Annotated in this window: 25 protein-coding genes, 1 tRNA gene, 1 pseudogene and 1 riboswitch; of the genes and pseudogenes, 13 read left to right on the top strand and 14 right to left on the bottom strand. The window is 54.2% G+C overall.

Annotated elements, in window-relative coordinates; all coding sequences use genetic code 11:
* The first annotated feature begins 5 nt into the window (after positions 1-5).
* Positions 6-1,166, top strand: a complete 1,161-nt coding sequence (locus IAI47_RS03125) for a glutathionylspermidine synthase family protein (RefSeq protein ID WP_008925737.1) — start codon at positions 6-8, stop codon at positions 1,164-1,166.
* A gap of 52 nt (positions 1,167-1,218) precedes the next feature.
* Here IAI47_RS03125 and ygiD read toward each other — a convergent pair whose 3' ends face one another.
* Positions 1,219-2,004 carry a 4,5-DOPA dioxygenase extradiol gene (ygiD, locus tag IAI47_RS03120; protein ID WP_003848449.1) on the bottom strand — a complete coding sequence of 262 codons (786 nt, stop codon included), beginning with the start codon at positions 2,002-2,004 and terminating at the stop codon, positions 1,219-1,221.
* Positions 2,005-2,239: 235 nt separating this feature from the next.
* The gene (gene ribB, locus IAI47_RS03115; RefSeq protein ID WP_003848447.1) at positions 2,240-2,896 is read right to left on the bottom strand and encodes a 3,4-dihydroxy-2-butanone-4-phosphate synthase; all 657 of its coding nucleotides are present in this window, start codon (positions 2,894-2,896) and stop codon (positions 2,240-2,242) included.
* A gap of 110 nt (positions 2,897-3,006) precedes the next feature.
* A riboswitch (FMN riboswitch) is annotated at positions 3,007-3,164 on the bottom strand.
* A 170-nt stretch (positions 3,165-3,334) separates the two neighbouring features.
* Here ribB and IAI47_RS03110 point away from each other — a divergent pair.
* Complete coding sequence (locus IAI47_RS03110) at positions 3,335-3,721, top strand: accessory factor UbiK family protein (RefSeq protein WP_008925738.1); 387 nt, start codon at positions 3,335-3,337, stop codon at positions 3,719-3,721.
* A gap of 43 nt (positions 3,722-3,764) precedes the next feature.
* Here the strand turns inward: IAI47_RS03110 and hldE are convergent, their stop codons facing one another.
* From hldE to IAI47_RS03095, 3 genes are all read right to left on the bottom strand, one after another.
* Positions 3,765-5,189 carry a bifunctional D-glycero-beta-D-manno-heptose-7-phosphate kinase/D-glycero-beta-D-manno-heptose 1-phosphate adenylyltransferase HldE gene (hldE, locus tag IAI47_RS03105; protein ID WP_003848444.1) on the bottom strand — a complete coding sequence of 475 codons (1,425 nt, stop codon included), beginning with the start codon at positions 5,187-5,189 and terminating at the stop codon, positions 3,765-3,767.
* A 70-nt stretch (positions 5,190-5,259) separates the two neighbouring features.
* The gene (gene glnE / locus IAI47_RS03100) at positions 5,260-8,112 is read right to left on the bottom strand and encodes a bifunctional [glutamate--ammonia ligase]-adenylyl-L-tyrosine phosphorylase/[glutamate--ammonia-ligase] adenylyltransferase (protein WP_008925739.1); all 2,853 of its coding nucleotides are present in this window, start codon (positions 8,110-8,112) and stop codon (positions 5,260-5,262) included.
* A gap of 33 nt (positions 8,113-8,145) precedes the next feature.
* On the bottom strand, positions 8,146-9,456 hold the full coding sequence (locus tag IAI47_RS03095; protein WP_008925740.1) for an inorganic triphosphatase: 1,311 nt from the start codon (positions 9,454-9,456) through the stop codon (positions 8,146-8,148).
* A 272-nt stretch (positions 9,457-9,728) separates the two neighbouring features.
* Between IAI47_RS03095 and IAI47_RS03090 the strand changes: the two genes are divergently transcribed.
* Together IAI47_RS03090 and IAI47_RS03085 are read left to right on the top strand one after the other, a co-directional pair.
* Positions 9,729-10,349, top strand: coding sequence for a TIGR04211 family SH3 domain-containing protein (locus tag IAI47_RS03090; protein ID WP_008925741.1), 621 nt, complete (start codon positions 9,729-9,731; stop codon positions 10,347-10,349).
* A gap of 158 nt (positions 10,350-10,507) precedes the next feature.
* On the top strand, positions 10,508-11,740 hold the full coding sequence (locus IAI47_RS03085) for a multifunctional CCA addition/repair protein (protein WP_033743156.1): 1,233 nt from the start codon (positions 10,508-10,510) through the stop codon (positions 11,738-11,740).
* Positions 11,741-11,755: 15 nt separating this feature from the next.
* On the opposite strand, the gene bacA is transcribed toward IAI47_RS03085, so the two are convergent.
* Complete coding sequence (gene bacA / locus IAI47_RS03080) at positions 11,756-12,574, bottom strand: undecaprenyl-diphosphate phosphatase (protein WP_003848438.1); 819 nt, start codon at positions 12,572-12,574, stop codon at positions 11,756-11,758.
* A gap of 190 nt (positions 12,575-12,764) precedes the next feature.
* The gene (gene folB, locus IAI47_RS03075) at positions 12,765-13,124 is read right to left on the bottom strand and encodes a bifunctional dihydroneopterin aldolase/7,8-dihydroneopterin epimerase (protein WP_003848437.1); all 360 of its coding nucleotides are present in this window, start codon (positions 13,122-13,124) and stop codon (positions 12,765-12,767) included.
* 108 nt (positions 13,125-13,232) lie between these two features.
* Between folB and plsY the strand changes: the two genes are divergently transcribed.
* Positions 13,233-13,838: a glycerol-3-phosphate 1-O-acyltransferase PlsY gene (gene plsY, locus IAI47_RS03070; protein WP_003848436.1), complete on the top strand. Its 606-nt coding sequence runs from the start codon at positions 13,233-13,235 to the stop codon at positions 13,836-13,838.
* 29 nt (positions 13,839-13,867) lie between these two features.
* Here the strand turns inward: plsY and tsaD are convergent, their stop codons facing one another.
* A complete protein-coding gene (gene tsaD / locus IAI47_RS03065) occupies positions 13,868-14,881 on the bottom strand; it encodes a tRNA (adenosine(37)-N6)-threonylcarbamoyltransferase complex transferase subunit TsaD (protein WP_008925743.1) in 1,014 nt (337 codons plus the stop codon).
* Positions 14,882-15,159: 278 nt separating this feature from the next.
* Between tsaD and rpsU the strand changes: the two genes are divergently transcribed.
* The 3 genes from rpsU (at position 15,160) to rpoD (ending at position 19,411) form a co-directional block, all read left to right on the top strand.
* Positions 15,160-15,375, top strand: a complete 216-nt coding sequence (gene rpsU, locus IAI47_RS03060) for a 30S ribosomal protein S21 (protein WP_001144069.1) — start codon at positions 15,160-15,162, stop codon at positions 15,373-15,375.
* Between the two features lie 118 nt (positions 15,376-15,493).
* Positions 15,494-17,239: a DNA primase gene (gene dnaG, locus IAI47_RS03055; RefSeq protein WP_003848432.1), complete on the top strand. Its 1,746-nt coding sequence runs from the start codon at positions 15,494-15,496 to the stop codon at positions 17,237-17,239.
* Between the two features lie 330 nt (positions 17,240-17,569).
* On the top strand, positions 17,570-19,411 hold the full coding sequence (gene rpoD / locus IAI47_RS03050; RefSeq protein ID WP_003848431.1) for an RNA polymerase sigma factor RpoD: 1,842 nt from the start codon (positions 17,570-17,572) through the stop codon (positions 19,409-19,411).
* A 74-nt stretch (positions 19,412-19,485) separates the two neighbouring features.
* Here the strand turns inward: rpoD and mug are convergent, their stop codons facing one another.
* Together mug and IAI47_RS03040 are read right to left on the bottom strand one after the other, a co-directional pair.
* On the bottom strand, positions 19,486-20,004 hold the full coding sequence (gene mug / locus IAI47_RS03045) for a G/U mismatch-specific DNA glycosylase (RefSeq protein WP_003848430.1): 519 nt from the start codon (positions 20,002-20,004) through the stop codon (positions 19,486-19,488).
* Positions 20,001-20,585, bottom strand: a complete 585-nt coding sequence (locus IAI47_RS03040) for a TetR/AcrR family transcriptional regulator (RefSeq protein WP_008925744.1) — start codon at positions 20,583-20,585, stop codon at positions 20,001-20,003. The genes mug and IAI47_RS03040 overlap by 4 nt, the downstream gene beginning before the upstream one ends.
* A gap of 138 nt (positions 20,586-20,723) precedes the next feature.
* On the opposite strand from IAI47_RS03040, the gene IAI47_RS03035 reads away from it, so the two are divergent.
* From IAI47_RS03035 to IAI47_RS03020, 4 genes are all read left to right on the top strand, one after another.
* Positions 20,724-21,515 (top strand): SDR family oxidoreductase, encoded by a 792-nt coding sequence (locus IAI47_RS03035; protein ID WP_008925745.1) that lies wholly within the window; start codon positions 20,724-20,726, stop codon positions 21,513-21,515.
* A gap of 202 nt (positions 21,516-21,717) precedes the next feature.
* A tRNA-Ile gene (locus IAI47_RS03030) sits at positions 21,718-21,793 on the top strand.
* 172 nt (positions 21,794-21,965) lie between these two features.
* The gene (locus IAI47_RS03025) at positions 21,966-22,541 is read left to right on the top strand and encodes a hypothetical protein (protein WP_008925746.1); all 576 of its coding nucleotides are present in this window, start codon (positions 21,966-21,968) and stop codon (positions 22,539-22,541) included.
* 104 nt (positions 22,542-22,645) lie between these two features.
* Complete coding sequence (locus IAI47_RS03020) at positions 22,646-22,804, top strand: hypothetical protein (RefSeq protein ID WP_182630122.1); 159 nt, start codon at positions 22,646-22,648, stop codon at positions 22,802-22,804.
* Positions 22,805-23,527: 723 nt separating this feature from the next.
* On the opposite strand, the pseudogene IAI47_RS03015 reads toward IAI47_RS03020, so the two are convergent.
* The 4 genes and pseudogenes from IAI47_RS03015 to IAI47_RS21945 form a co-directional block, all read right to left on the bottom strand.
* Positions 23,528-24,541: pseudogene (locus tag IAI47_RS03015) on the bottom strand (hypothetical protein); the annotation flags it as partial.
* Between the two features lie 131 nt (positions 24,542-24,672).
* The gene (locus IAI47_RS03010; RefSeq protein WP_008925748.1) at positions 24,673-24,996 is read right to left on the bottom strand and encodes a DUF1493 family protein; all 324 of its coding nucleotides are present in this window, start codon (positions 24,994-24,996) and stop codon (positions 24,673-24,675) included.
* Positions 24,993-25,448: an STM2901 family protein gene (locus tag IAI47_RS03005; RefSeq protein WP_008925749.1), complete on the bottom strand. Its 456-nt coding sequence runs from the start codon at positions 25,446-25,448 to the stop codon at positions 24,993-24,995. Before IAI47_RS03005 ends, IAI47_RS03010 begins: the two co-directional genes overlap by 4 nt.
* An 86-nt stretch (positions 25,449-25,534) precedes the next feature.
* The gene (locus tag IAI47_RS21945; RefSeq protein ID WP_231001659.1) at positions 25,535-25,612 is read right to left on the bottom strand and encodes a hypothetical protein; all 78 of its coding nucleotides are present in this window, start codon (positions 25,610-25,612) and stop codon (positions 25,535-25,537) included.
* Between the two features lie 70 nt (positions 25,613-25,682).
* On the opposite strand from IAI47_RS21945, the gene IAI47_RS02995 reads away from it, so the two are divergent.
* Entirely contained in the window at positions 25,683-26,699 is a 1,017-nt protein-coding gene (locus IAI47_RS02995; protein WP_008925750.1) for a tyrosine-type recombinase/integrase, read from the top strand.
* The last annotated feature ends 43 nt before the right edge of the window (positions 26,700-26,742 follow it).

The following is a 26,742-nucleotide window of genomic DNA, read 5'->3' as shown; positions in this document are numbered from 1 at the left end:
CCCCGATGGAACGCATTGCCATTTCAGAACGCCCAGGCTGGCGTGAAAAAGCCACCGAGTTCGGTTTTCGTTTTCATACCATGCATGGCGAACCCTACTGGTGTGAAGATGCTTATTACCAGTTCACGCTGGCGCAAATCGAGCATCTGGAAGATGTCACTGCAGAACTGCATCAGATGTGCCTGCAGGTCGTGGATAAGGTCGTAAACAGCGAAGCGCTGCTGACCAAATTCCGCATTCCAAAACACACCTGGGACTTCGTGCGCGATTCATGGCATCAGCGTCAGCCGTCGCTTTACTCACGCCTTGATCTTGCCTGGGATGGCAAAGGCGATGTGAAGCTGCTGGAGAACAATGCCGATACGCCGACCTCCCTGTATGAAGCGGCGTTTTTCCAGTGGCTGTGGCTGGAAGATCAGCTCAACGCAGGTCAGCTCCCGGCAGGCAGTGACCAGTTTAATAGCCTGCAGGAAAAGCTGATTGAACGTTTTGCCGCATTACATCAGCAGCACGGCTTTAACTGGCTGCACTTCGCCTGCTGCCGCGACACCGACGAAGATCGTGGCACCGTGCAATATCTTCAGGACTGCGCTACTGAAGCGGGGCTGCCGAGTGAATTTCTCTATATAGATGAAATTGGCCTGGGCGAAAAAGGGGAATTTACTGACGCTCAGGATCAGGTGATCAGTAACCTGTTCAAGCTCTATCCGTGGGAGTTTATGCTGCGTGAGATGTTCTCAACCAAGCTGGGTGATGCTGGCGTACGCTGGCTTGAACCGGCATGGAAAAGCATCGTCTCGAACAAAGCCCTGCTGCCGTTGCTGTGGGAAATGTTCCCGAATCACCCTAACCTGCTGCCCGCCTGGTTCGGCGAAGATGACGTTCCGCACATGGACAAATATGTGGTGAAGCCGCTATTTTCACGTGAAGGTGCCAATATCCGGATCGTAGAAAATGGTCAGGAGATTGCCCGCGTTGATGGGCCATACGGTGAAGAGGGAATGATCGTTCAGCAGTTCCATCCTCTGCCTAAATTTGGCGACAGCTATACGCTGATCGGCAGCTGGCTGATTGACGATCAACCGGCGGGTATTGGCCTGCGTGAAGATCGCGATTTGATCACTCAGGATCTCTCCCGTTTCTACCCGCACGCATTTATCGGCTAACGCGCCGCGAGAATACAGGTCAGATTCTGGCCTGTATTCTCTTAGCTTTGCCCTAACCTACCTGAACCGACAACATGCTGATTGCACCCATCTCCATGCCATCAATCGGAATGCTGATGGTTTCATCCGGCTGACGTGCGCCCAGCACATACAGCAGCGGCAGATAGTGTTCGGGTGTTGGATTAGACAGCGCCGCACCCGGATGGTCCATAAAGTTGACCAGCGGATGAGAAGCCGCATCGCTCTGCACCGCCAGGTTATCGCGGACAAACTGCTCAAAACTGCTGGCCCACGGATAGACTTCGCTGTTGCCGTCCCAGCGCACTTTACGCAGGTTATGCACCACGTTGCCGCTGGCGACAATCATCACACCCTGATCGCGCAGCGCAGCCAGTTTCTGGCCCATCTCAAAGTGCCACGCCGCTGGTTTAGTGCCATCAATGCTTAGCTGCACGACCGGAATGTCGGCATCGGGATACATCCTGATGAGGACGCCCCATGATCCATGATCCAGTCCCCATTCCTGATCAAGCTTTACGTCGACAGGCGCTAAAAGCTCTGCCAGTTGCTGGGCCAGTTCAGGCGATCCCGGCGCCGGATAGCGTGTGTCAAACAGCGCCTGCGGGAAGCCACCAAAATCATGAATCGTCTTAGGATGAGCCATTGCTGTCACGGCGGTGCCGCGCGTATACCAGTGCGCTGAAACCGCAATAATCGCACGTGGACGTGGCAGAGTGTCACCCGCATGACGCCATGCGGCGGTATAGCGGTTCTCTTCAAGGGCATTCATTGGGCTGCCATGACCCAAAAACAGCGCTGGCATACGTAACTGGCTCATTCGTGATCCCCGGGATCGTCTGTTTGATAGCCACTACGATACGCGCATTCGCCGCTTTATCACGCTGATAAGCATGATGGAGATCATCAGGAAATTTGAATGAAATTTAACGTAGCAGGAATTTCAGATATTTATCGGACAAAAGAGAAGGAATGCGAAGAATTAAACCGGGCCATCCTGAGGACGGCAGAAAGGAAACAGGCCCGAAAGGGGCCCGTTAAATGCAGCAGAACGATTAGCTGGCGTGGCGCGTTTCGTGCGTGCGACGCCATGCAATCAGGTCTTCGATAGTCACTACTGGCATGTTGTGCTGGCGAGCGAAAGTAATCGCTTCGGGTGCATGAGCCATGCTGCCGTCATCGTTGGTCAGTTCGCACAAGACACCGGCAGGCTTGAAGCCGGCCAGCGTCACTAAATCGATGGTCGCTTCCGTATGTCCGCCACGTGTTAATACACCGCCTTCGCTGGCGCGCAACGGGAAGACATGGCCCGGGCGATGCAGGTCAGAAGGTTTGGCATTGTCGGCGATAGCTGTACGGATAGTGGTGATACGATCCTGAGCGGAGACACCCGTGGTGACGCCTTCTGCGGCTTCAATGGTCACAGTGAATCCGGTGCCAAAGGAGCTGGTGTTGTTCTCCACCATCATAGGCAGATCGAGCTGCTGGCGACGCGCTTCGGTCAGGCAGAGGCAGACGATGCCACTGCCGTGACGAATGGTCAGCGCCATCTGTTCAACCGTCATGGTTTCTGCGGCGAAGATCATGTCGCCTTCGTTTTCACGATTTTCATCGTCGAGTACCATCACACCGCGTCCCTCACGCAGGGCGGCGATAGCACGTTCTACACGCTGTTCAGGCGTGCCAAATTCAGAAAGTAGCGTCTGATTCATGGTAATAAAAACCTTAAAATGTATGGGTTACCAGAATCAGGGCGTGCTTAGGAGTGACGTCAAAAAGACGTGGCAATAACGTGAAGCAGACACAATTGTCCGACAGAAGTCGTTACCCTCTCCCATCCGGACTGTAACCGTCGGCCCCGGAATTACACCGGATCTGCTGACCTTTATCTCTCTTTTCATCAAGATAAAGCGCTCGCGGGCTTTCAGCCGAAGCTAATTTACCGCCGGTGGGGAATTGCGCCCCGCCCTGAGAATAAGCCTTTAAACTATAACGCCGATCGTTTGAAGCGGCAATCATCAATAGCGCAATTGCTTTTGCATTTCCTGCGTTACCGATTTGAGGTTTATCCTTTTCATTTCTGGCATTACACTTAACACTTATTACGTTGGTAAACACGCTGACACAGCTCCCGTAACCAGGAAATCATCATGATCGACACGAAAAAAATTGAACAACTTGCCCGTCAGGTTCACGAAGCGATGCCTAAAGGTGTTCGTGAGTTTGGTGATGATGTCGAGAAGAAAATTCGTCAGGTTCTTCAGGCGCAGCTGACCCGTATGGATCTGGTCAACCGTGAAGAGTTTGATGTGCAGACGCAGGTATTGCTGCGTACGCGTGAGAAACTGGCGGCGCTGGAACAACGTCTGGCCCAGCTGGAAAGTCAGGGTTCGTCAGCCGGTACGCCACCGACCGCAACGGCACCTGTCACCACTTCTGCAGCAGTCACCCCTTCTGCCTCCGTAGCGAGTTCGCCAGCGGCGTCACCGGCACCGGCTGCCGACGTGGCGAAGCCTGCTGCGGATAATAAGCCATAATAAGCGGTTTAGCGGGAGCCCGGCTCCCGCTTACTGCTCTGCTTCAGCTACCGCGAATGGTTTTAATAATGTTGGTGGTAGAGATACCGTCTTCGAAGTTCAGCACCTGCACGTCGCCGCCATTTGCCCAGACCTCTTTACTGCCCGCGATATCTTCCGGCTTGTAATCGCCACCTTTGACCAGCAGGTCCGGCAGAATGCCTGCAATCAGACGCTGCGGCGTATCCTCTTCAAATACCACCACCCAGTCGACCGCTTCCAGTGCGCCCAGCACGATCATCCGGTTTTCCTGTGGATTCACCGGGCGGCTTTCGCCTTTCAGACGTTTAGTTGACGCATCACTGTTCACCGCGACGATCAAGCGATCGCCGAGCTTGCGGGCATTTGCCAGATAGGAGACATGGCCGGCATGCAAAATGTCGAATACGCCGTTGGTCATCACCACTTTTTCGCCACGACGGCGGGCCATCTCAACGGCGGCTTTTAACTGCGCTTCCGTCATGATGCCAAAACCCTGTTCAGGGCGGGCGTGAATCGCATTTTCCAGCTCGACGGTGCTGACAGTCGACGTACCCAGTTTACCCACCACCACACCCGCCGCGGCATTGGCCAGGAAACAGGCTTCTTCCAGCGAGTCACCCGCAGCCAGCGCCGCAGCCAGCACGCCGATCACCGTGTCGCCGGCACCGGTCACGTCATAAACTTCCTGTGCCTGAGTCGGCAGATGCAGCGGTGCTTTGCCCGGCTGCAGCAGCGTCATGCCATTTTCTGAACGGGTCACCAGCAGCGCAGCGAGATCAAAATCTGCAATTAACTGCGCGCCACGCGCGACGATCTCTTCTTCGTTTTTGCATTTGCCGACCACGGCTTCAAATTCAGAGAGGTTCGGCGTCAGCAGCGTCGCGCCCCGGTAACGCGCAAAATCAGTGCCTTTCGGATCGATTAATACCGGCACGCCCGCTTCGCGCGCCAGCGTAATCATGGTCTGCACGCTGGAGAGCGCGCCTTTGGCGTAGTCGGACAGCACCAGCGCACCGGCTGCTGCCAGTGACTCACGCATTTTCTGATGAATCGGCGCCGGATCAACCTGATCAAATCCCTCTTCAAAATCGAGACGGATCAGCTGCTGATTGCGGGAAAGCACGCGCAGTTTGGTAATCGTCGGATGGCTTTTGATCGCCACAAAGTCACAATGAACGTTGACGTCTTTCAGCGTGTTACTCAACACGCGCGCCGCATCATCTTCACCGGTCAGGCCAATCAGGCGCGACGCGGCACCGAGTGCTGCAATGTTCATCGCTACGTTTGCCGCGCCGCCAGGGCGCTCTTCAACCGTGTCCACTTTCACCACCGGCACCGGCGCTTCAGGGGAGATACGGCTGGTTGGGCCATACCAGTAACGATCCAACATTACATCGCCAACAACCAGCACTGAGGCTTGGCCGAACGCGGGCAGAGTCACTTTCATTCCAGACACTCCAGACTGCATTAAAAATAGTGCGCGGATGATAGCACAGTTGCGATTTGTGCTATCAGCATCACGCCAGGATAGACGCAGGGGTTACCAGCCAGCGCTGCCAGCTGTTCATCACCGTCTGCCGTTCCGCTGCATACGCCTCGGGTTCAACATGACCCGGCAACTCCTGCAGGGCGCGATGGTGCAGTGCGTCGCGCAGCGTCACATAGGCCTGCGACAGCGCCTGCGCTTCATCTGCGGGCATTTTATGGTACTTCGCCATCAGCTCAAAAATGCGCACATTGTCAGACCAGCGCGTCAGTTCAGGCTGCTCAGCGGCGTAGCGTAAGACAAGATATTGGGCGATGAATTCAATATCGGTGATGCCACCCGCGTCGGCTTTGATATCCCAGCGCCCTTTATGTTTGTTACTGAGATGAGTACGCATCTTTTCACGCATCTCGCGTACTTCGGTTTGCAGCGCATCCGCGGCGCGTGGCAGTGAGAGAATCGCCTGACGGATTACGTTAAAACGTTCACCCAGTGTCGCCTCGCCAAATACTACGCGCGCCCGGACCAGCGCCTGATGCTCCCAGGTCCAGGCCTCACTGCGCTGATACTCCTCAAAGGCCTCAAAGGTACTGACCAGCATGCCCGCCGCACCCGAAGGACGCAGCCGCGCATCGACTTCATAAAGAATGCCGGACGAAGTGCGGGTACTGAAGAGATGCATGATGCGCTGGGCCAGGCGCAGATAGAACTGACGGCCATCAATGCTGCGCTCCCCTTCTGTTACCGCGTCAGCCGGACAGTCATGCAGGAAGACGAGATCCAGGTCGGAACTGTAACCCAGCTCCCAGCCACCCAGCTTGCCGTAGCCCAGCACCGCAAAGCCGCGCTCATGTTCATTACTCAGATGCGAAGGACGCCCGTAGCGCTGTACCATCATATTCCACGCCTGACGGACGACCGATTCGATAATCGCCTCTGCCAGCCAGGTGAGATGGTCACTGACTTTCATCACGGGCAGCGTGCCCGCGATATCAGCCGCAGCAATGCGCAGATGCTGCGCCTGCTTAAACTGCCGCACAGCTTCCAGCTGCTGCTCCTCATCCTCAGTGGGGATGCGCAGCAGGTACTGACGCAGCTCATCGCGATAGGCGTCGGTGGCCGTCGGCTGATAGAGCGTGGCGGGATCGAGTAATTCATCCAGCAACAAGGGGTGACGCGCCAGCTGGCTGGCCACCATCGGTGAGGCGGCGCACAGGCGAATCAGGTGACGCAGCGCACCGTGATATTCGGTCAGCAGCTCCAGATAGGTACTGCGGGTCAGCACGCCGATCAGCAGCGGTGTCAGGCGACTCAGTGTGACAGCCGCATCGTCACGCGGGCAGACTTCGCTCAGCAGTCGCGGCATCAATTGATCCAGCGCCTGACGACCACGCGGACCGATAGTGCGTCGATTGATATCCTGACGAAACGCCTCCAGTGTCTGATGCAGCGTTAATCGCTGCTCGTCGCTGAGCTGCGGGACCAGCGGCGCCAGCTCGCTATCCTCCAGCTGGTCCTGCCACAGCACCTGAAACTCTGCCAGCTCACGCTGATCGCCAATGTCTGGAGTATCTTCACCAATCAGCTCGTCAAAGATGGCGCGTACCGCCGCCATCTGATCGTCGAGCCGCGTCATCAGAGCATCCCAGTCGACACAATCCATCGCCCATGCCAGACGGGCACGATGCAGTTCATCTTCTGGCAGCGTTTGGGTCTGCTCGTCGCCCAGGCTTTGCAGCAGATTCTCCAGCCGCCGAAGGAAGAGATAAGCGTCGCGAAGTGCATCGACCTGCTCAGCAGGAAGCAGGGCCAGATTTTTGATCGCCTCCAGCGTCGGCAACAGCGATCGCAGCTGAAGCGAGCGCTCTCGTCCGCCACGAATCAGCTGGAACACCTGCACGATAAACTCGGTTTCACGGATGCCGCCCGCACCCAGTTTGATATTGTTTTTGAGCCCACGTCGACGAACTTCGCGGCTGATCATCCCTTTCATGTTACGCAGAGACTGGATCACGCTGAAGTCGATGTAGCGCCGGTAAACAAAGGGCCGCAGCATCTGCTGGAGCTCCAGACTCCAGCGATCGTAGTCATCCCCCATCAGCCGCGCTTTGACCATGGCATAACGCTCCCAGTCGCGCCCCTGCTCCTGGTAATAATCTTCCAGCGCGGCAAAACTCATCACCAGCGGGCCGCTGTCGCCAAACGGACGGAGCCGCATATCCACCCGATAGACAAAGCCATCCATGGTGGGTTGATCCAGCACTTTGATCAGCCGCTGTCCCATGCGGGTAAAGAACTGGGCGTTGTCGAGCTCACGCCGTCCGCCGCGTGTGGTGCCGTTTTCCGGCCAGGCAAAAATCAGGTCGATATCAGAGGAGAAGTTGAGTTCGCCGCCGCCCAGCTTGCCCATGCCCAGAATCAGCAACGGTTGAGCATCACCCTCCGCATTACAGGGTGTACCAAAATCACGACAGCAATCCTGATAGACCCAGTCACGCGCACGGCTGATCAGCACTTCAGCTAAGACGCTGAGCTGCTGCAGGCTTTGTTCGGTCGTCGCGTGTTGCAGAGCCTGCATCCAGGCGACACGTACCAGCATACGGCGTCGAAACAGCCGCAGTTCGCGCATCAGGCTCGCTTCGCTGTCGACTGCATTCAGCGCCTGATTCAGCCATGCAGAATAGTGTTGCCACTCATCAGGCTGCGGCGGCTGGTCGAGCATCGTCTGCCACCAGTCGGGATGTTGTTGCAGGTTTTCCAGCACAAAATCGCTGAAAGCCAGTCCGGCAGCCTGCTCCGGACTGAGCGAATCCAGCGGAATCTCCAGCTGTCGGGCGGCCGCTTCGGCCTGGTCGCGTAGCAACGCGGGCAGTGCTGACAACATAACTCCCTCCTTGATGGCGTGACGGAATGTCCCTTAGCGGGCAGCGCCGCTGGTGAGCCAGAACGGCTGCTGTTTCAGGGCCTGCGACGTCAGCCAGGCTAATCCGGACGTCTGTTTTTCGTGAATCGCTGACTGCAGTTGCTGCCAGGGATCAAGCCAGGCCATCACCGTTTCCACAGGATAAGAACCCGCCAGCAGGTGCACCGTCAGCAGCTGACGCGCCAGGCGGGTGGCTTTATCCTGATACTCATTCGGCTGTTTTACCGTGATGAAGGTTTCTCTCAGATCGGCATTCACGCGGCTCAGCATGATATCGCTGAAGCGCTTAAACGACCCCTGCAGCTTGGTTTCGCCTTTGGCATCGATCCACTGACGCCACTGAGATTCCGCCAGCCAGTGGGTCAGCGCCAGTTGCGTTTCAACAGAGAGGGAAGATAAGCAGAACGTGGTGGCTTCCTGCTCTTCATTCACCAGCGTCTCTTCCAGCGTGGTCAGTTGCTGACGCAGAGCGCTACTGGCTTTACGCGGCACCAGCGCACCAAACAGACTGAACGCCTGACGCAGCAGATCCAGCGCTTCGCGCACTGCGTCCTGCGCCGCCGCGTTACCACGCAGCCAGACTTCTTCATGATATTGCCAGTGACGAAGCCCCGCCGACATTGAGGCGACCATACCCTGCTCCACAGTCGCTTTCGCACCGGCTTTCAGCAGCGGGAACGCCTCAACCTGACGCGGTGGATTACCCTGGGCCAGCTGATAGCCTCGGGCGGCTTTGCTCAGGCTGCCCATACGCAGACCGCCCAGCGCCACCAGCTGCTGCGCAAAGGCCAGCAGATCCTGGCGTTCACCCCGTTTCAGCTCTAATTCGATCTCGCACAACGGTTCGCTGAGCTCACCCGCCGTGACTTCGCCCTGATCAAATGCCACTTCAATTTCACTGTTGCCTGCGGTGATCAGCCAGACTTCACGCTGGAAATGGGTAGTGAACAGCGGCTGTAAGCGCGGCTGCAGCGCAGTGACATCGGTGCCCTGCGGCCAGATCTCTGCGGGCAGGCGCGCAATGTCGAGTACTGGCTCACTGAGTTCTACATTGTATTCCGGACGCTGATGCAGTCCGCCAAGCGTCTGCCCCGCGGCTTTCAGCGTCATTTCATAGCGCTGGTCAACGCCACGGATACGCAATCCCATGTCCCAGCGTCGCAGCTGGTTGTCGTCGGTTTCGAAGTAGATGTTGGTCAGCTCGCGAGCAGCCTGATGCTGATGCGGCAGAGTGGAGAGCAGTTCAGCCAGTTTCCCGGCTGCCTGTGGAGTTGCAATGAACTTTAGTTCGATTTCGATGGTCATAATTTTTTATTCACTACGCCGCTGGCACTTAAGAGGGTTTTTCCTGCATATTTCAGGCGATTATCAGCAGGTTACTCATGCTGTCGCCTGGAGGGCAAGGGGTTATCAGGCGAAGATTAATGCACAGAAGCCGCGCTGTCTCTGCTTTCTTTGCTCTTTCGCAGACCTTTTCGCACTCTCATGAGACCAGGATAGTTCTCATTCAGATTTATGCGAGGCCTCTCCAGACTGTGCCGGTAAATTTTAAGTCAGACTAAGCCAAACGAAATCGAATGAAAAAAATTACACTCGCTGGACTCACTTTGCTGGCCCTTAGCACCCTTGCACCTGCCCATGCCGACGAAAAACGTTATGTGTCTGATGAGCTTTCAACCTGGGTTCGTAGCGGGCCGGGCGATCAGTTCCGCCTGCTCGGTAAGCTGAATGCCGGGGAAGAAGTTCAGCTATTACAGACCAACAACGATACTCATTATGGCCAGATCCGCGATTCCGAAGGCCGCACCACCTGGATTCCTCTGTCGCAGCTCAGCGCAAATCCGAGCCTGCGCACCCGGGTGCCGCAGCTTGAGCAGCAGGTGAAGGATCTGACGGCCAAGCTGGATAATATCGACAACAGCTGGAACCAGCGTACCGCTGAGATGCAGAACAAAGTCGCCAGCAGCGACGGCGTGATTAATGGGCTGAAAGGCGAAAATCAGAAGCTCAAAAATGAGCTGATTGTCGCGCAGAAGAAAGTCAGCGCCGCCAACGTTCAGCTGGATGACAAACAGCGCACCATCATTATGCAGTGGTTTATGTATGGTGGCGGCGTGCTGGGTGTCGGCCTGCTGCTGGGACTGCTACTGCCGCATATGTTGCCGCGCCGTAAGAAAAGCGATCGCTGGATGAACTGACCCCATTCTGTCGGGTTTTCGCGGGGGATCGCAGGATCCCCCTTTTGGCATGTCTGCAATCCGGGGAATCTGTGCAACAATAAAATGAGATGCACTGCTGATTTCAGGCGCGGGACGTGCCCGGCATGCAGATCATTTCTTTTTCTCTGGAGTTTTGCGTGAAGACGTTTCTTGTTGGCGGTGCGGTGCGTGATGCGCTGCTGAATCTGCCGGTTACAGATAAAGATTGGGTTGTCACTGGTTCCACACCCGAAGCCATGCTTGAGCAGGGTTATCAACAGGTCGGTCGTGATTTTCCCGTTTTCCTGCATCCCGTCAGTCGCGAAGAGTATGCACTGGCACGGACCGAGCGGAAAAACGGGAAAGGCTACACTGGATTTGTCACCTGGTCCGCGCCCGACGTGACGCTGGAGCAGGATTTACAGCGCCGCGATCTCACCATCAATGCTATCGCGCAGGATGAAAACGGCGAACTGGTCGATCCCTATAATGGCCAGCGTGACATTGCCCTGCGCCTGCTGCGTCATGTCTCTGAAGCCTTCAGTGAAGATCCGCTGCGGGTATTGCGCGTCGCGCGTTTTGCTGCGCGTTTCGCTCATCTCAACTTTCGTATTGCCCCCGAAACCCAGCAACTGATGCAGCAGATGGCCGAAAGCGGCGAGCTGTCGAATCTCACTGCCGAACGCGTGTGGAAAGAGACGGAAAAGGCGCTGAGTGCCCGTAATCCTCAGGTCTATTTTCAGGTTCTGCGTGACTGCGGTGCGTTGCAGGTGCTGTTTCCTGAGCTGGATAATCTGTTTGGTATTCCCGCGCCGATTAAATGGCATCCGGAAATCGACACCGGTGTTCATACGCTGATGACACTGGCGATGGCAGCGGCCCTCTCCAGCGAGATCGATGTGCGCTTCGCCACATTGTTCCATGACGTCGGCAAGGCGCTGACGCCGCCTGAGCTGTGGCCGAGCCACCACGGTCATGGACTGGCGGGCGTTCCATTGGTCGAGGCGCTGTGTCAGCGACTGCGGGTACCTAACGCGATTCGCGATCTGGCGTTAATCGTGACCGAATTCCACGACATTGTGCACACCATCGAACGGCAATCCCCGGCATCACTGGTGGCGCTGTTTGATCGGATCGATGCCTGGCGTAAGCCGCAGCGTATTGAGCAGATGGCGCTGACCAGCGAAGCGGATGCTCGTGGGCGGGCCGGACTGGAGAGCATGCCTTATCCGCAGGGCGACTATCTGCGTCGTGCTTTTGCGCTGGCGCAGGCGGTGCCGACTAAAGCGGTCGTCGAAGCAGGGTTTAAAGGTGCAGAGGTGCGGGAAGAGATGACGCGGAGACGAATTGACGCCGTCGCGCAGGGTCTGGCGATCAGGCAGCCTGACTAGCAGGCTGCCCAGGGTTTACATGAAGACCATGTAAACCGCTGCCGCCACGATAAAGCGATAAATCGCGAACGAGACGAAAGAGATACGCTTAATCAGCTCAAGGAAGGCTTTGATCGCAATCAGCGCCACGATAAACGCCGTGACAAAGCCGACGGCGAACATCGGGAAATCCGCCATTGTCAGGAAACCGATGCTCTTGTACATGTCCAGCACGGTCGCACCCATCATCATTGGCACCGCCAGAATGAAGGAGAACTCTGACGCGGCATAACGGCTCACGCCCATCAGCATGCCACCCGATATGGTTGCACCAGAACGTGAGAAGCCCGGCCACAGTGCTAAGCACTGGAAACAGCCAATCATAAACGCCTGACGATAGGTAATATCATCAACGCCGACGGCTTTCGGCTGTTTTGGTTTGAGGTACTCAGCAGCCAGCAGCAGAACGCCCCCCACCACCAGCGCGTACATCACGTTGATCGGGTTAAACAGCGTTTTAATCTGATCGTGCAGCACCAGACCCACGACCACCGCCGGAACCATACCCAGCAGGATGTGGATCAACGACAGACGGCCGGTGCCGACACCTTCATGTTTAACTTCGCCAAAGTGGATGCCGATCAGGCCAAACAGACGGCGCCAGAACATCACTACCACAGCCAGAATTGATCCTAACTGAATCACAACTTCAAAGGTCTCGGCTTTTTCACCTTCAAAGCCCAGCAGGTGACCCACTATAATCATGTGCCCTGTGGAAGAGACCGGTAAAAACTCGGTCAGCCCTTCCACAACGCCCAGGATTGCAGCTACCCAAAGCTGATGAATATCTGCCATCAAATGTTCCCTCTATCCGTTTCAAACCATTAAAAAGGCGGTAGCGCACTGCTATCGCCTGAAATTATGCCGCTATAAGCCTGAATTAAACCTTAAGGTCTACACCGTTTCGCCTGCTGTAACGAAACGGCACACGCTATGACAGACAGTAATTTGGTTTGGTTTCATTGTGATGGCAATCACATCGTATTTATTTAGGAATAGTCCCGCGCTCAATTCGCACGCCAACCTGCGCCGCCTGGGCTACAGCCCCCGGTTTGCTTACCTTTATTCGCACGCCAGGCGAACTGAAACGGTTCATCAACAGATCCGCGATTTCTTCAGCAACCCGCTCAACCAGGGCAAAACGCCCCCCGTTCAGATGCGTCAGGATCGCCGATGAGACATCCGCATAGCTCAGGCAATCTTTCACATCGTCGCTGCTGGCCGCCAGACGGTTATCCCAGGCCATTTCGACATCGAGCACCAGCTTCTGCTGTATGCCCTGTTCCCAGTCGTAAACGCCAATGGTGGTGAACACCGTGAGTTGTTCTATAAATACGATATCCATGATGAGGGTCTCTGTTTTTGGCTAAGCCGGATACCACTTCCGGCGGATTATGCGTATTATCCACGGTTGATGAGATCAAAACGACCCTAAAGGGAACGGTACGGTGTTATGAGTGCTTTCGCGCTTGGTATGATTATTTTCGCGTATCTTTGCGGCTCGATTTCCAGTGCGATTCTGGTTTGCAAACTCGCTGGCCTGCCCGATCCGCGCACACACGGTTCCGGCAATCCCGGTGCGACCAACGTACTGCGTCTGGGCGGTAAAGCCGCCGCAGCAACCGTATTAGTGTTTGATGTGCTGAAAGGGATGGTGCCGGTCTGGCTGGCCTATCTGATGCACGTCACGCCGCTTTATCTCGGCCTGACCGCCATTGCGGCCTGTCTGGGTCATATCTACCCGGTGTTCTTTCACTTTCGCGGCGGCAAAGGCGTGGCGACTGCATTCGGCGCGATAGCGCCAATTGGCTGGGACTTAACCGGTCTGGTTACCGGGACCTGGCTGTTAACGGTCTTACTCAGCGGCTATTCCTCGCTGGGTGCCATCGTCAGCGCGCTGATCGCGCCCTTTTATGTCTGGTGGTTCAAACCGCAGTTCACGTTCCCGGTCTCCATGCTCTCGTGTCTTATCCTGCTGCGTCATCACGACAATATTCAGCGGCTGTGGCGGGGTCAGGAAGGCAAGATCTGGAAGCGCAAAAAGAAATCTCAACCATAAAAAAAGCCGGCAAGCCGGCTTTTTTCACATCAGATGGCGGGCAGTTCCGCCAGCGGCCAGCGCGGTCGCACGCTGACGCTCAACTCGCCTCGGGTGCCGCCTTTTAACCGCACCATGCCCGCATACGCGATCATCGCACCGTTATCGGTACAGAACTCAGGACGGGCGTAGAACACCTCTCCGCCGCGCTTTTGCATCATGATCGCCATCTGCTCGCGCAGTGTGCGGTTAGCGCTGACACCGCCTGCAATCACCAGACGCTTAAAGCCTGTCTCATCCAGTGCACGCTTGCATTTGATCGACAGCGTATCGACGACTGCATCTTCAAACGCACGGGCGATATCAGCACGGGTTTGATCATCGTCAGGATTGGCGCGAATGGTATTCGCAGCAAAGGTTTTGAGGCCGGAGAAGCTGAAATCCAGGCCCGGACGGTCAGTCATCGGACGCGGGAAGGTAAAGCGTCCCGCTGTGCCCTGCTGCGCCATTTTCGACAGCATTGGCCCACCCGGATAATCCAGACCGAGCAGCTTCGCCGTCTTATCAAAGGCTTCACCCGCGGCATCATCGATCGATTCACCGAGCAGCACATATTCACCGACGCCGGTAACGCTAATCAGCTGAGTATGTCCGCCCGAGACCAGAAGGGCGACAAACGGAAATTCCGGTGGATTCTCTTCCAGCATCGGCGCCAGCAGATGGCCTTCCATATGATGGACCGGCACCGCAGGCACTTTCCACGCAAATGCCAGGGCGCGACCAATGGTGGCACCGACCAGCAGCGCACCAACCAGTCCGGGACCCGCTGTGTAGGCTACGGCATCAATCTGCTGCGGCGCCAGACCGGCCTCTTTCAGTGCGGCCTGAATCAGCGGCACGGTTTTACGCACGTGATCACGTGAGGCCAGTTCCGGTACCACACCGCCATAATCGGCGTGCAGTTTTACCTGGCTGTAGAGCTGGTTAGCCAGTAATCCAGTCTCGTCATCATAAATAGCGATGCCAGTTTCATCGCACGACGTTTCAATACCCAGAATTCGCATTGCATCACCTCATTCTTGCGGCGCGCAGTTTATCACAGCAATAGGATGTGCAGCGCGGACATCCGGCGTAAAAAGTCATTTTCTGTCGGCTAAAGAGTGCGCTATACTCCCGCCCCTGGAAAAACCGGCAGCCGCACAGGCAAACGCTCCTGTTGGTTTCAAATTATCCTTGGTGCTTTACAAACCAACGCGAGTTGGAGTAAAATGCTGCACCATTTTGAAATGTGCTGGCGCCGCAGTCAGCAGCAAAAACCGAATTTTATCGAGGTGAGAGTTACATGCCGGTAATTAAAGTACGTGAAAACGAGCCATTTGACGTAGCACTGCGTCGCTTCAAGCGTTCATGCGAGAAAGCAGGCGTTCTGGCTGAAGTCCGTCGTCGTGAGTTCTATGAAAAACCGACTACCGAACGTAAGCGCGCTAAAGCGTCAGCAGTTAAGCGTCACGCCAAGAAACTGGCTCGCGAAAACGCACGCCGCACTCGTCTGTACTAAGTCGTTCCGGAGGTTCGCCTCCACCGCGTGATTCACGCAGACAGAGTCAAGTAAAAGGCCGTGCTTTCCGAAAGGAAGCGCGGCTTGTTGCCGTTTATGAGCTGAAAATCTGGGGCGTATGGCTGGACGAATTCCACGCGTATTTATCAACGATTTACTTGCCCGCACGGATATCGTGGATCTTATCGATGCCCGCGTTAAGCTGAAAAAGCAGGGTAAGAATTTCCATGCGTGCTGTCCTTTCCATAATGAAAAAACGCCCTCTTTCACCGTAAACGGCGAAAAACAGTTCTATCACTGTTTCGGCTGTGGTGCACACGGCAATGCTATCGACTTTTTAATGAACTTTGATCGTCTGGAGTTCGTTGAAAGTATTGAAGAGCTGGCCACTTCCCACGGTTTAGACGTGCCTTACGAAGCAGGCAGCGGGCCCAGCCAGATGGAACGCCATCAGCGCCAGAGCCTGTATCAGCTGATGGAGAACCTGAACGGTTTTTATCAGCAGGGCCTGCAGCAATCCAGTGCGCAGCCAGCACGCGACTATCTTGATCGTCGTGGTCTGAGCGCCGACATCATAAATCATTTCGCTATAGGTTATGCGCCAGCCGGCTGGGACAACGTTCTCAAACGTTTTGGCAAGCAATCGGAAGACCGCGAGTCATTGATGGAAGCGGGCATGCTGGTCAGCAATGACAAAGGCCGTACCTATGACCGGTTTCGCGACCGCGTCATGTTTCCGATCCGCGATAAGCGTGGACGCGTCATTGGTTTTGGCGGACGCGTGCTGGGTAACGATACGCCGAAGTATCTCAACTCACCGGAAACACCCATTTTTCATAAAGGCCGTCAGCTCTATGGCCTGTATGAAGCCGTTAAGAACCATCCTGAACCCGCCCGCCTGTTAGTGGTCGAGGGATACATGGACGTGGTTGCGCTGGCGCAGTACGGCATCGATTATGCCGTTGCGTCATTAGGCACCTCAACCACTGCTGAACATATTCAGTTGCTGTTTCGCAGTACCGACACCGTGATCTGCTGTTACGACGGCGACAGAGCGGGTCGTGAAGCGGCCTGGCGTGCGCTCGAGACCGCATTGCCTTACATGAATGATGGTCGTCAGCTACGCTTTATGTTTTTACCCGATGGTGAAGATCCGGATACGCTGGTACGTAAAGAGGGTAAAGCCGCCTTCGAAGCGAGGATGGAGCAGGCGATGCCGCTCTCTTCGTTTTTATTTGATAGCCTGCTGCCGCAGGTGGATCTGAGCTCACGCGATGGAAAAGCGCGCCTGAGCACATTGGCTTTACCGCTGATAACGCAGATTCCCGGTGAGACCTTACGTATTTATATGCGTCAGGAGCTGGGGAATAAACTGGGTATTCTTGACGATAATCAGCTTGAAAAGCTGATGCCGAAGCAGGCCGCAAGCGGAACCGCACCGGTTGCGCCTCCGTTGAAGCGTACCACCATGCGTGTACTGATTGCGTTACTGATTCAGAACCCACAACTGGCCACGATGGTGCCTTCTCTGGATGGGCTGTCTGAGTCAAAAATGCCGGGTTTACCGCTATTTATTGAATTAGTGGGCCGTTGTAATGAGAATCCTGGATTGACCACCGGTCAGCTACTAGAGTTATATCGCGGAACAAATTTTAGTCAGACGCTTGAAACACTGGCGATCTGGAACCACATGATAGTAGATGAAGAAGCCGAAGCGGTGTTTCAGGACTCGCTGGCCAGCATCTATGATGCTGCTCTTGAAGAGCGTCTGGAGTTTTTGATTGCGCGTGAGCGCACTCAGGGACTCAGCGCCGATGAGCGCCGTGAATTCTGGACACTCAGTCAGGCGTTTGCCAGGAAATAACTGTTTTCAGCATGCTGTCCATTCCGAATGATGAAAGGGCAGCCGCACGAATTTTAAGGGTCGGCGTCGATGCCAGTCTGGTTACCGCCAGCGCACAGCTCCCGGAGCGTACTGATGTACGTGAGGAGAGCGAGCACTGCCGGGAAGCAGAATGGCAAGTAAGCCAGGCCCTTAGCACAGAGTTAACAAGCGGCTTAAGTGCCGATTACTGATGGGCAAAGCCCACGCCGCGACGAAGGCAGCGGCAAGAACTAAACGCCTTCACTGCTTATTGTTGGCGCGCTGCCGACCGACACCAATCTAATTTAACAGAAGTGTGGATACCGTCTTATGGAGCAAAACCCGCAGTCACAGCTCAAGCTTCTTGTCACCCGTGGTAAGGAGCAAGGCTATCTGACCTATGCTGAGGTCAATGACCATCTGCCGGAAGATATCGTCGACTCAGATCAGATCGAAGACATCATCCAGATGATTAACGACATGGGTATTCAGGTGGTTGAAGAAGCCCCGGATGCCGACGATCTGATGCTGAACGAAAACAGCTCCGATACTGATGAAGATGCCGCAGAAGCTGCCGCTCAGGTGTTATCCAGCGTTGAATCTGAAATCGGGCGTACTACCGACCCGGTTCGCATGTATATGCGTGAAATGGGTACCGTTGAACTGCTGACGCGCGAAGGCGAAATCGACATCGCTAAGCGTATTGAAGACGGTATCAACCAGGTTCAGTGTTCTGTCGCCGAATACCCTGAAGCCATTACTTATCTTCTGGATCAGTATGACAAAGTTGAAGCAGGCGAATCACGCCTCTCCGACCTGATCACCGGTTTCGTCGATCCTAACGCAGAAGAAGATATTGCCCCAACGGCAACGCACGTAGGCTCTGAACTTTCTGAAGCCGATCGTAACGACGATGAAGAAGAAGATGAAGAGGATGACGACAGCTCCGACGACGATAACTCAATCGACCCGGAACTGGCGCGCGAGAAGTTTTCTGACCTGCGTAAGCAGTATGAAGCGACCCGCAGCGTGATTAAGAGCAAAGGTCGCAGTCATGCTGCTGCCGTTGCCGAAATCCAGAACCTTTCTGACGTCTTCAAACAGTTCCGCCTGGTACCGAAGCAGTTCGACTACCTGGTAGGCAGCATGCGCACCATGATGGAACGTGTCCGTACTCAGGAACGTCTGATCATGAAGCTCTGTATTGAGCTGTGCAAAATGCCGAAGAAGAACTTCATCACGCTGTTTACCGGCAACGAAACCAACGAAAGCTGGTTCAAAGCCGCTCTGGCGATGAACAAGCCGTGGTCTGAAAAGCTGCTGGAAGTGCAGGATGACGTGATGCGTTCCCTGCAGAAACTGGCACAGGTGGAAGAAGAGACCGGCCTGACCATTGAACAGGTTAAAGATATTAACCGTCGCATGTCGATCGGTGAAGCCAAAGCGCGTCGCGCTAAGAAAGAGATGGTGGAAGCTAACCTGCGTCTGGTTATTTCGATTGCGAAGAAATATACCAACCGTGGTCTGCAGTTCCTCGACCTGATTCAGGAAGGTAATATCGGCCTGATGAAAGCGGTAGATAAGTTTGAATATCGCCGTGGTTACAAGTTCTCGACTTATGCGACCTGGTGGATCCGTCAGGCTATCACCCGCTCTATCGCCGACCAGGCGCGTACCATCCGTATTCCGGTGCATATGATTGAGACAATCAACAAGCTCAACCGTATTTCGCGCCAGATGCTGCAGGAGATGGGCCGCGAACCAACGCCGGAAGAGCTGGCTGAGCGTATGCTGATGCCAGAAGATAAAATCCGCAAAGTACTGAAAATCGCTAAAGAGCCGATCTCTATGGAGACGCCGATTGGTGATGATGAAGATTCACATCTGGGCGATTTTATCGAAGACACCACGCTGGAGCTGCCGCTGGATTCTGCTACGTCAGAGAGCCTGCGTTCTGCCACCCATGACGTGCTGGCTGGCCTGACCGCGCGCGAAGCGAAAGTGCTGCGCATGCGTTTCGGTATCGACATGAACACGGACCATACGCTGGAAGAAGTGGGCAAACAGTTCGACGTTACGCGTGAGCGTATTCGTCAGATTGAAGCGAAAGCCCTGCGTAAACTGCGCCATCCGAGCCGTTCGGAAGTGCTGCGTAGCTTCCTCGACGATTAAGTCCGACAAAAACCCCGGTTCGCCGGGGTTTTTTATGCCTGCCTGTTCGCGCCACTCCCCTGCCCTGCCCGACGTCAGTGACTCTCCGGATGCAGTTCCAGCCAGAGCTGACGATACGCCCCGACCATCTCGTCCAGTGATGCACGATTCAGTCCGCTGGGATTCGGCAACACCCACACCTGAGTTTTCCCCATACATATCGGCTGTTTGCCCCATTCGACTTTGCTCTGTTTAAAAGCACGACGGAATGCATCCTTACCCAGAATGGCCAGCGCGGCGGGTTGATAATCCAGAACCTTCTCCATCAGGCGTTTACCGCCATCCCGCAGCTCATCAGGCGCAAGCTCATTTGCCTGCACAGTTGGCCGTTCTACCAGCATGGTGATGCCGCAGCCGGTTTCCGTCAGGCGCTGCTCCTCTTCCGGCTTCAGCTGCTGCCGGGTGAATCCCGCCAGATGAATAACCTTCCAGAACCGGTTTCCGGGATGCGCAAAGTGAAATCCCTGATGGGCCGTTGACTGACCTGGATTGATGCCGCAGAACAGCACATCAAGATCGGAGCTGATAATGTCGCGGATAGCATGCTCACTCATGCCGCCACCTCCAGCGTACGCTGCTTAAGCGCGTCGCGACTGCGTTGCAGCATCTGACTGGCCCGCTCAGCATCCGGACAGGCCCGTGCCAGCGCCAGTGCGCCCACCATCTCTGCCAGCATGCTGGAGGCCAGCGCTTCCACATCCGGCAATCTCAGCTCACGCAGTATCTGCACCAGACCGGCATGCATCGTATTGAAGCCCTGGGCGAAGATCTGCCGTGTCGGCTGTGGAAGATGGGCCACTTCGCTCACCAGTGCCGCCAGCGGACAGCCCTGAGCCGGTGCATTGCGATGCGCCTCGGAAAGATAGCTATCAATAAAATCAGCCAGCTGCGTTGCTGGTTGGGTCACGGATTTAGCAGGCCTGAAGGTATCAGATTCAGCAAACATATGTTTCAGCACCTCCTCAACCAGCTCCTCGCGTGACGCAAAATGTGCATAGAAGCCGCCATGTGTCAGGCCAACCCGCTTCATCAGCGCCGCCACTCCAATCCCTTCAGTGCCGGTTTCACGCATCACACGCGCCGCCTCATCAAGGATACGCTGGCGGGTCTGCATCTTGCTGCTCTGCTTCTCCATCTCATCTCCTGCGGTTTTAACTGCATGGCTTCTGGCTATTATAGTAATTATTACACTCATCATATTCCAGCTTGACGAATCATATGATGGTCGTCATATTGATAACCATTATGACGACCATCATACGAGGAAGCAAACATGTCACAATCAGGCACAGCATTAATCACAGGCGCATCCAGCGGTATCGGTGCAACGTACGCAAAACGACTGGCAGCACGCGGTTATGACCTCATCCTGGTCGCACGGGATCAGGCACGACTCACCGCACTGGCTGATGCGCTGACGCAGCAGCACGATATCCGGGTAACCGTGATGAAGGCTGACTTAACGCATGAGCAGGACCTGCAGCGCGTGGAGTCGGAGCTGTCAAATAACGCTCAGATTACGCTGCTGCTGAACAACGCAGGCATGGGTGTCGAAAGCGAGTTTCTGGAGGCGGACATCACACGCATCAACAGCATGCTGGCGTTAAATATTCTGGCACCGACGCGTCTGGCACAGGCGGCTGGCCGGGCATTTAAAGCACGCGGTCACGGCACTATTATCAATATCGCCTCGGTGCTGTCGCTGGTGCATGAGATGTTCAATGGCGCCTATAACGCCACTAAGTCTTATGTGCTGACCCTGACGCGCGCCATGCAGCGTGAACTCGCGGAGAGCGGTGTGCAGGTACAGGCGGTGTTACCCGGCGCAACCCGTACAGAGATTTTTGATCGCGCAGGCCAGTCTATTAATGAAATTCCGACTGAAATGCTGATGGACGTTGATGAGATGGTGGACGCCGCGCTGGCCGGACTCGACAGCAAGGAGACGGTAACTATTCCGGCGCTGGAAGATCTGCAGATGTGGCACGACTACGATCAGGCACGTGGCGCCATGGTTCCCCATCTTTCAAGGGATCGATCAGCATCCCGCTACCGTCAGGGCTGAGTCAGTCATCTGCCATAGCACCTGACATCGGGTTTTACTTAAGGCACGGGGAAGCATTATCCGTGCCGATTTGCGACTACTGCGCCAGGCGTTGCCAGTTTTGTTATATAAATCAGCAGGTAAATCGCTGCTGCTTATTTCAGCAACCGGTAGCTGAGTGCTGGATCGTCCTGAAGAGATACTTTATAATCCCCGCTCCGCTGGCCCCTTAGCTCAGTGGTTAGAGCAGGCGACTCATAATCGCTTGGTCGCTGGTTCAAACCCAGCAGGGGCCACCAAATTTAACTAGACATATCATGCAGTTAAGCCATCTTCCATAAGGTGGATTTTTGTTTCCATTATTTTACTGTCCCTTTTTTTCCCCCCCAGTAATGGACGTGCATGTAGTTGAATCCCTCGCCGCCCCCATATACCATGCCTAGCAACGAATAATTAATAAAAGAAAAGAGTATGCTTTCGCTTAGTAACGTTCATATTTTTGCTGTGAATGCGGTCCAAGCAGTCGCTGATAATTTTAAATGGCCAATCGGGTACGGTCGGCTTAATGAGCAGGATATTGCCCTATTGAAGAGTGGCGCTTTCGGGTCTTTAGACTGGAGGTGGGCGATAGAGACTTATGGCGAACCATTAATCGATGTAAGTAATGGCGTCCTAGACGTATCAATGAAAATTGTTGATGCGCCTGACGCGGTCTTAGGTGGGGTGATTCTTTGCCAGCTTGATTTTCGCAGAACTAGGCTTAACGTATGCATGATGGAAAATTTCCAGAAACATAGTAAAGGCCCTATATCTGGTAAGGTTTGGCTGTCCGCGATGATCTATGCTCACACTCTTGCCAAAGCTACTAAGATGGAAGAAATTTACATCCTCAACCCAACAGATGATAACTTGTCTCGGTATCGTAGCTCCGGATTCTACGAAGATGTAACTTGTGTACCTCATCTTTCAGCATCTATCGAAACTATCGAAGCAAGTATTGAAGCTTCAATAGTCGCTTTAAGAACTTCCAGAAGCATCAAGATTTGATAATAGTAAAATATTATCTTATAGTGACGACATCGTCAGGTACTCATATGAATGCCTAACATCACTACTTACTCCCCGTTAGGGTTAAAATACTAAGGTAAGTTATGAATACTCAAGAGATTAGCTTCGATGTTACGGAAACTCTCTCGTTGATAGCCGAAGCCACATCGTTTTGGCAAAAGTTCAATGTACAAGATGTTGAAGCTTTAAGTTGTTCTGCAATGGACCAATCTGGTCAGCCGCATGAACCTAAAGCAGCATAAAACCCCGCCCTGCGGGGTTTTTTACTCCCTTTCCTAACACTCATAAGCACCTAGTCAAGCCTCTTTTTCTTTCTTCTAGATCGTATCGCAAGTGTGTTTTCTCTAAATTTTATGAACATAAAATTGCGCCATTGAGTGAAAAACGTCGCATTTCTCCGCCCTCTTGCCAATATCAATACTGCGTATAATAACAGTGTTTTTCTTGCTGTGTTTTTCAGTTCTGCAAAAAGTCCCGAAACCTCTGCAGCCCTTGGCCTGTCTGGAATTGCTGCTTGGTCACAAACAACCTACAGAGATCCGCCTGAGATCCGGAAGGCGACCAAAAAAAATAATATCCTTAAAATTCAGTTAGATGAATTTAAGACGAGATCCACTTTAGATCCTCAAAACAGAAAAGCGCTGAAATCCTTTTCAATCTTTTCAGTTGGCGAAATCCGATAGAACCCCAGCCCCGGCGCGGTCTGGCCATGCCCTTTGTAAAAAAATAAAACTGAAAAAATTTTATGATGCAAAACCTGCAGGCGGGTGCGGTGTAGCGCCGATTTTGTCTGCGCGACGATTATTTTGCCGGGGCTGACGCGCAGCCAGTGCCGCGCTGTGCGGATGATCTGTTTATGGTTGTCGTGCGTGATGGGCGCGCCTGTGCGTGGCGTGGCGTGCGTCTGAGGCGTTCTGGTGACGTGCAATAAAAAACCCGCTGCGATAGCGGGTTAGTGTGCTGGCTTACTTGCCGATGACGGGGGAATATTTCGAACTGAGCGCGGCGGCCTGCTGGCCACTCTGCGCGATGGCACTGCTGTTCGTGGGCTGGCCGGTTGACGGGTGCGTGTGGCTGGCCAGCTGTTCTGCCAGTTGCTGCACAAGGGCCACGGTATCAAGCATCAGCTGGGCCACGTTAATCTTCTCCGAACCAATCCACACCACCGGCGCGATAATCTCCTGACGCGTCCCGGCAATGCTCTGGCGCAGCTGGCCAATTTTTTCAGTTAGTGCCTGACCGACTTTTATCGCCACGCTGCCGGTGACGTCCGTTTCCGTATCACCGCCCACTGTAATCAGCTGGCTCTGCTGTGCGGCCACGCTGTAACTGCCGGTGGTTACGTGCTGAATTGCCCCGGCCATCAGTGACGACGTGCCGATCACCGTGGTTTTGTCCGTGGCTTTGACAGTCGTTTCCCTGCTGACCAGTTCTCGCGTTTCCGTATCGGCTTTAACTTCACGACTCATCGATGTTTCACGGATGGCCTGATCGGTCTGGCGCTCCCAGTCTCCCGCCTGCGTTACGCGCTGTGATACTTCCGCGCGCTGCTGCTGCAGCTGTTCGCCCGGCTTCACGTCCGGCAGGCTGGTCCCTTCCGGCATGGTCTGGCGCACAAACGGCTTGTCTGGACGTCCGCCGGTGAACCCGACCTCAACCAGCGTCCCCTCTGGCGGAAACTGAAACATCCCCGAATCATTACCGGCCATCGGAACGGGCAGCGGCACGGCAGGATAAACCGGCGTGCTGCCGTCCGGATTGCCGTCAGCGTCCAGCAGTTGCAGATCGACGGCATAGCGCGGCCTGAATGGGTCAGCAAAGTTTCCGCTTTTAACCGCCTCAGACGGGGCAACAACACGCGCCATTTTAGGCAGGTGCAGACCGCTGGCCAGCTCCGGATAATGGCTTTCAACCTGCCGCTGTACGGGTGTTTTCTGCAACGGCTGGCCTGTTGTGCGGTTTCGCGGCGTCCAGGTGATAATTCTGTGTTATATGGCGATACTTCTGTGAAGGAGTTCCGTTATGGTCAGGCCTTAGGGAAGGTAAATCATATTATTGTAATTGTGTGGCAGCTGACAAAACGGGGAACTTTATCACCTGCTGTGAGCAATCAGAAAAGCCAGCGCCCTGCACGGGCTGACTCAATAAACATTCTTATGGTCAGTGGCTCTTTATCCTGTTTTACATTTTTGCGTGAGAACAGCGAGGAGGTTTTCCAGGGGAAATAAACGACAAGATTGAAGCCTGCGGGCTGCACATCAAAGTCATTAAAAAACTTTTTCGCCATTTCAGCGATATCATCCGCCTCGAACTGTTCCTGCAGAATGTCATCGTCGCCGACTTCAATTTTCTTCAACAGAAACGTCGTCACCAGCGGCAGCTCACGCAGAATAAATTCGCGCACTGCATCAGGGGTTGCTGTCATATTATTCACCAGATTTTATCCTCCGGTCGCACAATCAGGTTATAGCGATGGACAGTGTGGAAACTAATTTGTGCAACATCGTTTGCCAGAATCAACCATCCGACAACAGGCACGGCTCTGCCTACAAATGCCCCCAGATTATTTACCCAAAAAATCTTCAGCCCACGCAGGCTGAAAGATTTGGCGGTCAGCGTTGGCAGAATGCGCCGCCGGAATTTGTAAGAAAGGTGTTTGCGGAAAAAGAGCGACGCAACGGAAGTACCGGGGGTTGCCGTGTTAGGTTTCCCCGGAACGTCGATATTATTGTTGCCCAGAATTAATCCCGCAACGGCCAAAATATCCTGAACGCCTAGTTGCTTTTGTGTCTCATCAATAAGTATCCAGAACAGAAACTCCTGCGGCGTCAGATTAGGCAATTGGTTGAAATAATACGTACCATCCAGTTGCTCTGTTGTATCCATACCTGCTGATCCCTTTCGTTAAATGGTTAGCGAATTTTACTTTACCATCTGTGTGCCAGGTTGTTAATCCATTGCCAGTTCGCCAGTCAGGCGGGCTTTTCGGGCCAACTGATATGCGGCGTGGCTAACACATTGGTGATCTGCACTGCCCATACGTACTTCATCCAGGCGGTGAGCGCGGCCATAATATCAAGTTTTTGGGCAAGTCGTTGCCCGCTCAGAGAAAGGCATAGCATGGCGATAGGTAAATTACCCACTGGGGAATGGCAGACTCAGGTTTTCCCGAACGGCCGAGACGATAAGAGAATACGCCGCCAGTTCGCCACTAAAGGCGAAGCGCAATCTTTTAAGAAGTTCGTAAAAGATCAGCGTCAGGACAAGCCTTGGCTGGGTGAGAAAACAGATAAGCGCCGGATAATTGAGCTGGTTGAATTGTGGTTCAACACGCATGGCATCACCTTGGCGGATGGTGAGAAGCGGCGAACTACGATGGCGTTCGCCTGCGAAGCGATGGGAAATCCACTCGCTACCGAGTTCAACGCGAAGATTTTTGCGTCTTATCGCGAGCAGCGGTTAAGCGGGAAGATCACCCGCTCCAGCCGAGTGAAGACAGTTACGCCGCGCACAGTTAATTTAGAGCTGGCGTATTTCAGGGCGATGTTCAACGAGCTGCGTCGATTGGATGAATGGACCGCAGCTAATCCACTTGAGAACGTACGCGAATTTAAGATCAGTGAATCCGAGATGGCGTATCTCACCATTGAGGAAATCAGAACCCTCCTCGCCGAATGTGAGAACAGCCGATCTAAAGATCTGACGACCATTGTGAAAATCTGCCTGGCAACAGGTGCACGATGGAGTGAAGCCGAAGGCTTGAAGGGCAACCAAATCCGCGCCGGTCAGATCATCTACGTCAAAACTAAAGGCAAGAAAAACCGCGCGGTGCCAATAACTGAAAAATTACACTCTGATTTGCCATCGAGCAGAAAAGCGGAGTTGCTCTTTAAACCATGCTATTCAGCCTTCAGAAAGGCCATGCAGCGCGCCGGTATTGAAACTCCTGCTGGGCAGCTGACACATGTTTTACGCCACACATTTGCTTCTCATTTCATGATGAACGGTGGTAATATTCTTGTACTTCAGCGTATATTAGGGCATACAGATATCAAGGTTACAATGAGGTATTCCCACTTTGCACCAGATCATTTATCTGAGGCGATGCTACTTAACCCTCTTTCTAGAATTGAATGATGTATGCTATTAAGTATTCACCTTCATTTAATTGAAATATTTG

The sequence above is a fragment of the Pantoea sp. MT58 genome, assembly GCF_014495885.1.
GTDB lineage: Bacteria > Pseudomonadota > Gammaproteobacteria > Enterobacterales > Enterobacteriaceae > Pantoea > Pantoea eucalypti.
This window is presented reverse-complemented; position numbering and strand designations above follow the sequence as displayed.

Coding starts and splice junctions, on each gene's coding strand:
- ribB (WP_003848447.1), bottom strand. CDS start 2,896: ATGAATCAGACGCTACTTTCTGAATTTGGCACGCCTGAACAGCGTGTA.
- ygiD (WP_003848449.1), bottom strand. CDS start 2,004: ATGAGCCAGTTACGTATGCCAGCGCTGTTTTTGGGTCATGGCAGCCCA.
- IAI47_RS03020 (WP_182630122.1), top strand. CDS start 22,646: ATGAATACTCAAGAGATTAGCTTCGATGTTACGGAAACTCTCTCGTTG.
- IAI47_RS03090 (WP_008925741.1), top strand. CDS start 9,729: ATGAAAAAAATTACACTCGCTGGACTCACTTTGCTGGCCCTTAGCACC.
- mug (WP_003848430.1), bottom strand. CDS start 20,004: ATGAGTGAGCATGCTATCCGCGACATTATCAGCTCCGATCTTGATGTG.
- IAI47_RS03040 (WP_008925744.1), bottom strand. CDS start 20,585: ATGGAGAAGCAGAGCAGCAAGATGCAGACCCGCCAGCGTATCCTTGAT.
- glnE (WP_008925739.1), bottom strand. CDS start 8,112: ATGTTGTCAGCACTGCCCGCGTTGCTACGCGACCAGGCCGAAGCGGCC.
- folB (WP_003848437.1), bottom strand. CDS start 13,124: ATGGATATCGTATTTATAGAACAACTCACGGTGTTCACCACCATTGGC.
- dnaG (WP_003848432.1), top strand. CDS start 15,494: ATGGCTGGACGAATTCCACGCGTATTTATCAACGATTTACTTGCCCGC.
- IAI47_RS03025 (WP_008925746.1), top strand. CDS start 21,966: ATGCTTTCGCTTAGTAACGTTCATATTTTTGCTGTGAATGCGGTCCAA.
- rpsU (WP_001144069.1), top strand. CDS start 15,160: ATGCCGGTAATTAAAGTACGTGAAAACGAGCCATTTGACGTAGCACTG.
- tsaD (WP_008925743.1), bottom strand. CDS start 14,881: ATGCGAATTCTGGGTATTGAAACGTCGTGCGATGAAACTGGCATCGCT.
- IAI47_RS03005 (WP_008925749.1), bottom strand. CDS start 25,448: ATGGATACAACAGAGCAACTGGATGGTACGTATTATTTCAACCAATTG.
- IAI47_RS02995 (WP_008925750.1), top strand. CDS start 25,683: ATGGCGATAGGTAAATTACCCACTGGGGAATGGCAGACTCAGGTTTTC.
- IAI47_RS03035 (WP_008925745.1), top strand. CDS start 20,724: ATGTCACAATCAGGCACAGCATTAATCACAGGCGCATCCAGCGGTATC.
- rpoD (WP_003848431.1), top strand. CDS start 17,570: ATGGAGCAAAACCCGCAGTCACAGCTCAAGCTTCTTGTCACCCGTGGT.
- bacA (WP_003848438.1), bottom strand. CDS start 12,574: ATGGCAGATATTCATCAGCTTTGGGTAGCTGCAATCCTGGGCGTTGTG.
- plsY (WP_003848436.1), top strand. CDS start 13,233: ATGAGTGCTTTCGCGCTTGGTATGATTATTTTCGCGTATCTTTGCGGC.
- IAI47_RS21945 (WP_231001659.1), bottom strand. CDS start 25,612: ATGAAGTACGTATGGGCAGTGCAGATCACCAATGTGTTAGCCACGCCG.
- hldE (WP_003848444.1), bottom strand. CDS start 5,189: ATGAAAGTGACTCTGCCCGCGTTCGGCCAAGCCTCAGTGCTGGTTGTT.
- IAI47_RS03125 (WP_008925737.1), top strand. CDS start 6: ATGGAACGCATTGCCATTTCAGAACGCCCAGGCTGGCGTGAAAAAGCC.
- IAI47_RS03110 (WP_008925738.1), top strand. CDS start 3,335: ATGATCGACACGAAAAAAATTGAACAACTTGCCCGTCAGGTTCACGAA.
- IAI47_RS03095 (WP_008925740.1), bottom strand. CDS start 9,456: ATGACCATCGAAATCGAACTAAAGTTCATTGCAACTCCACAGGCAGCC.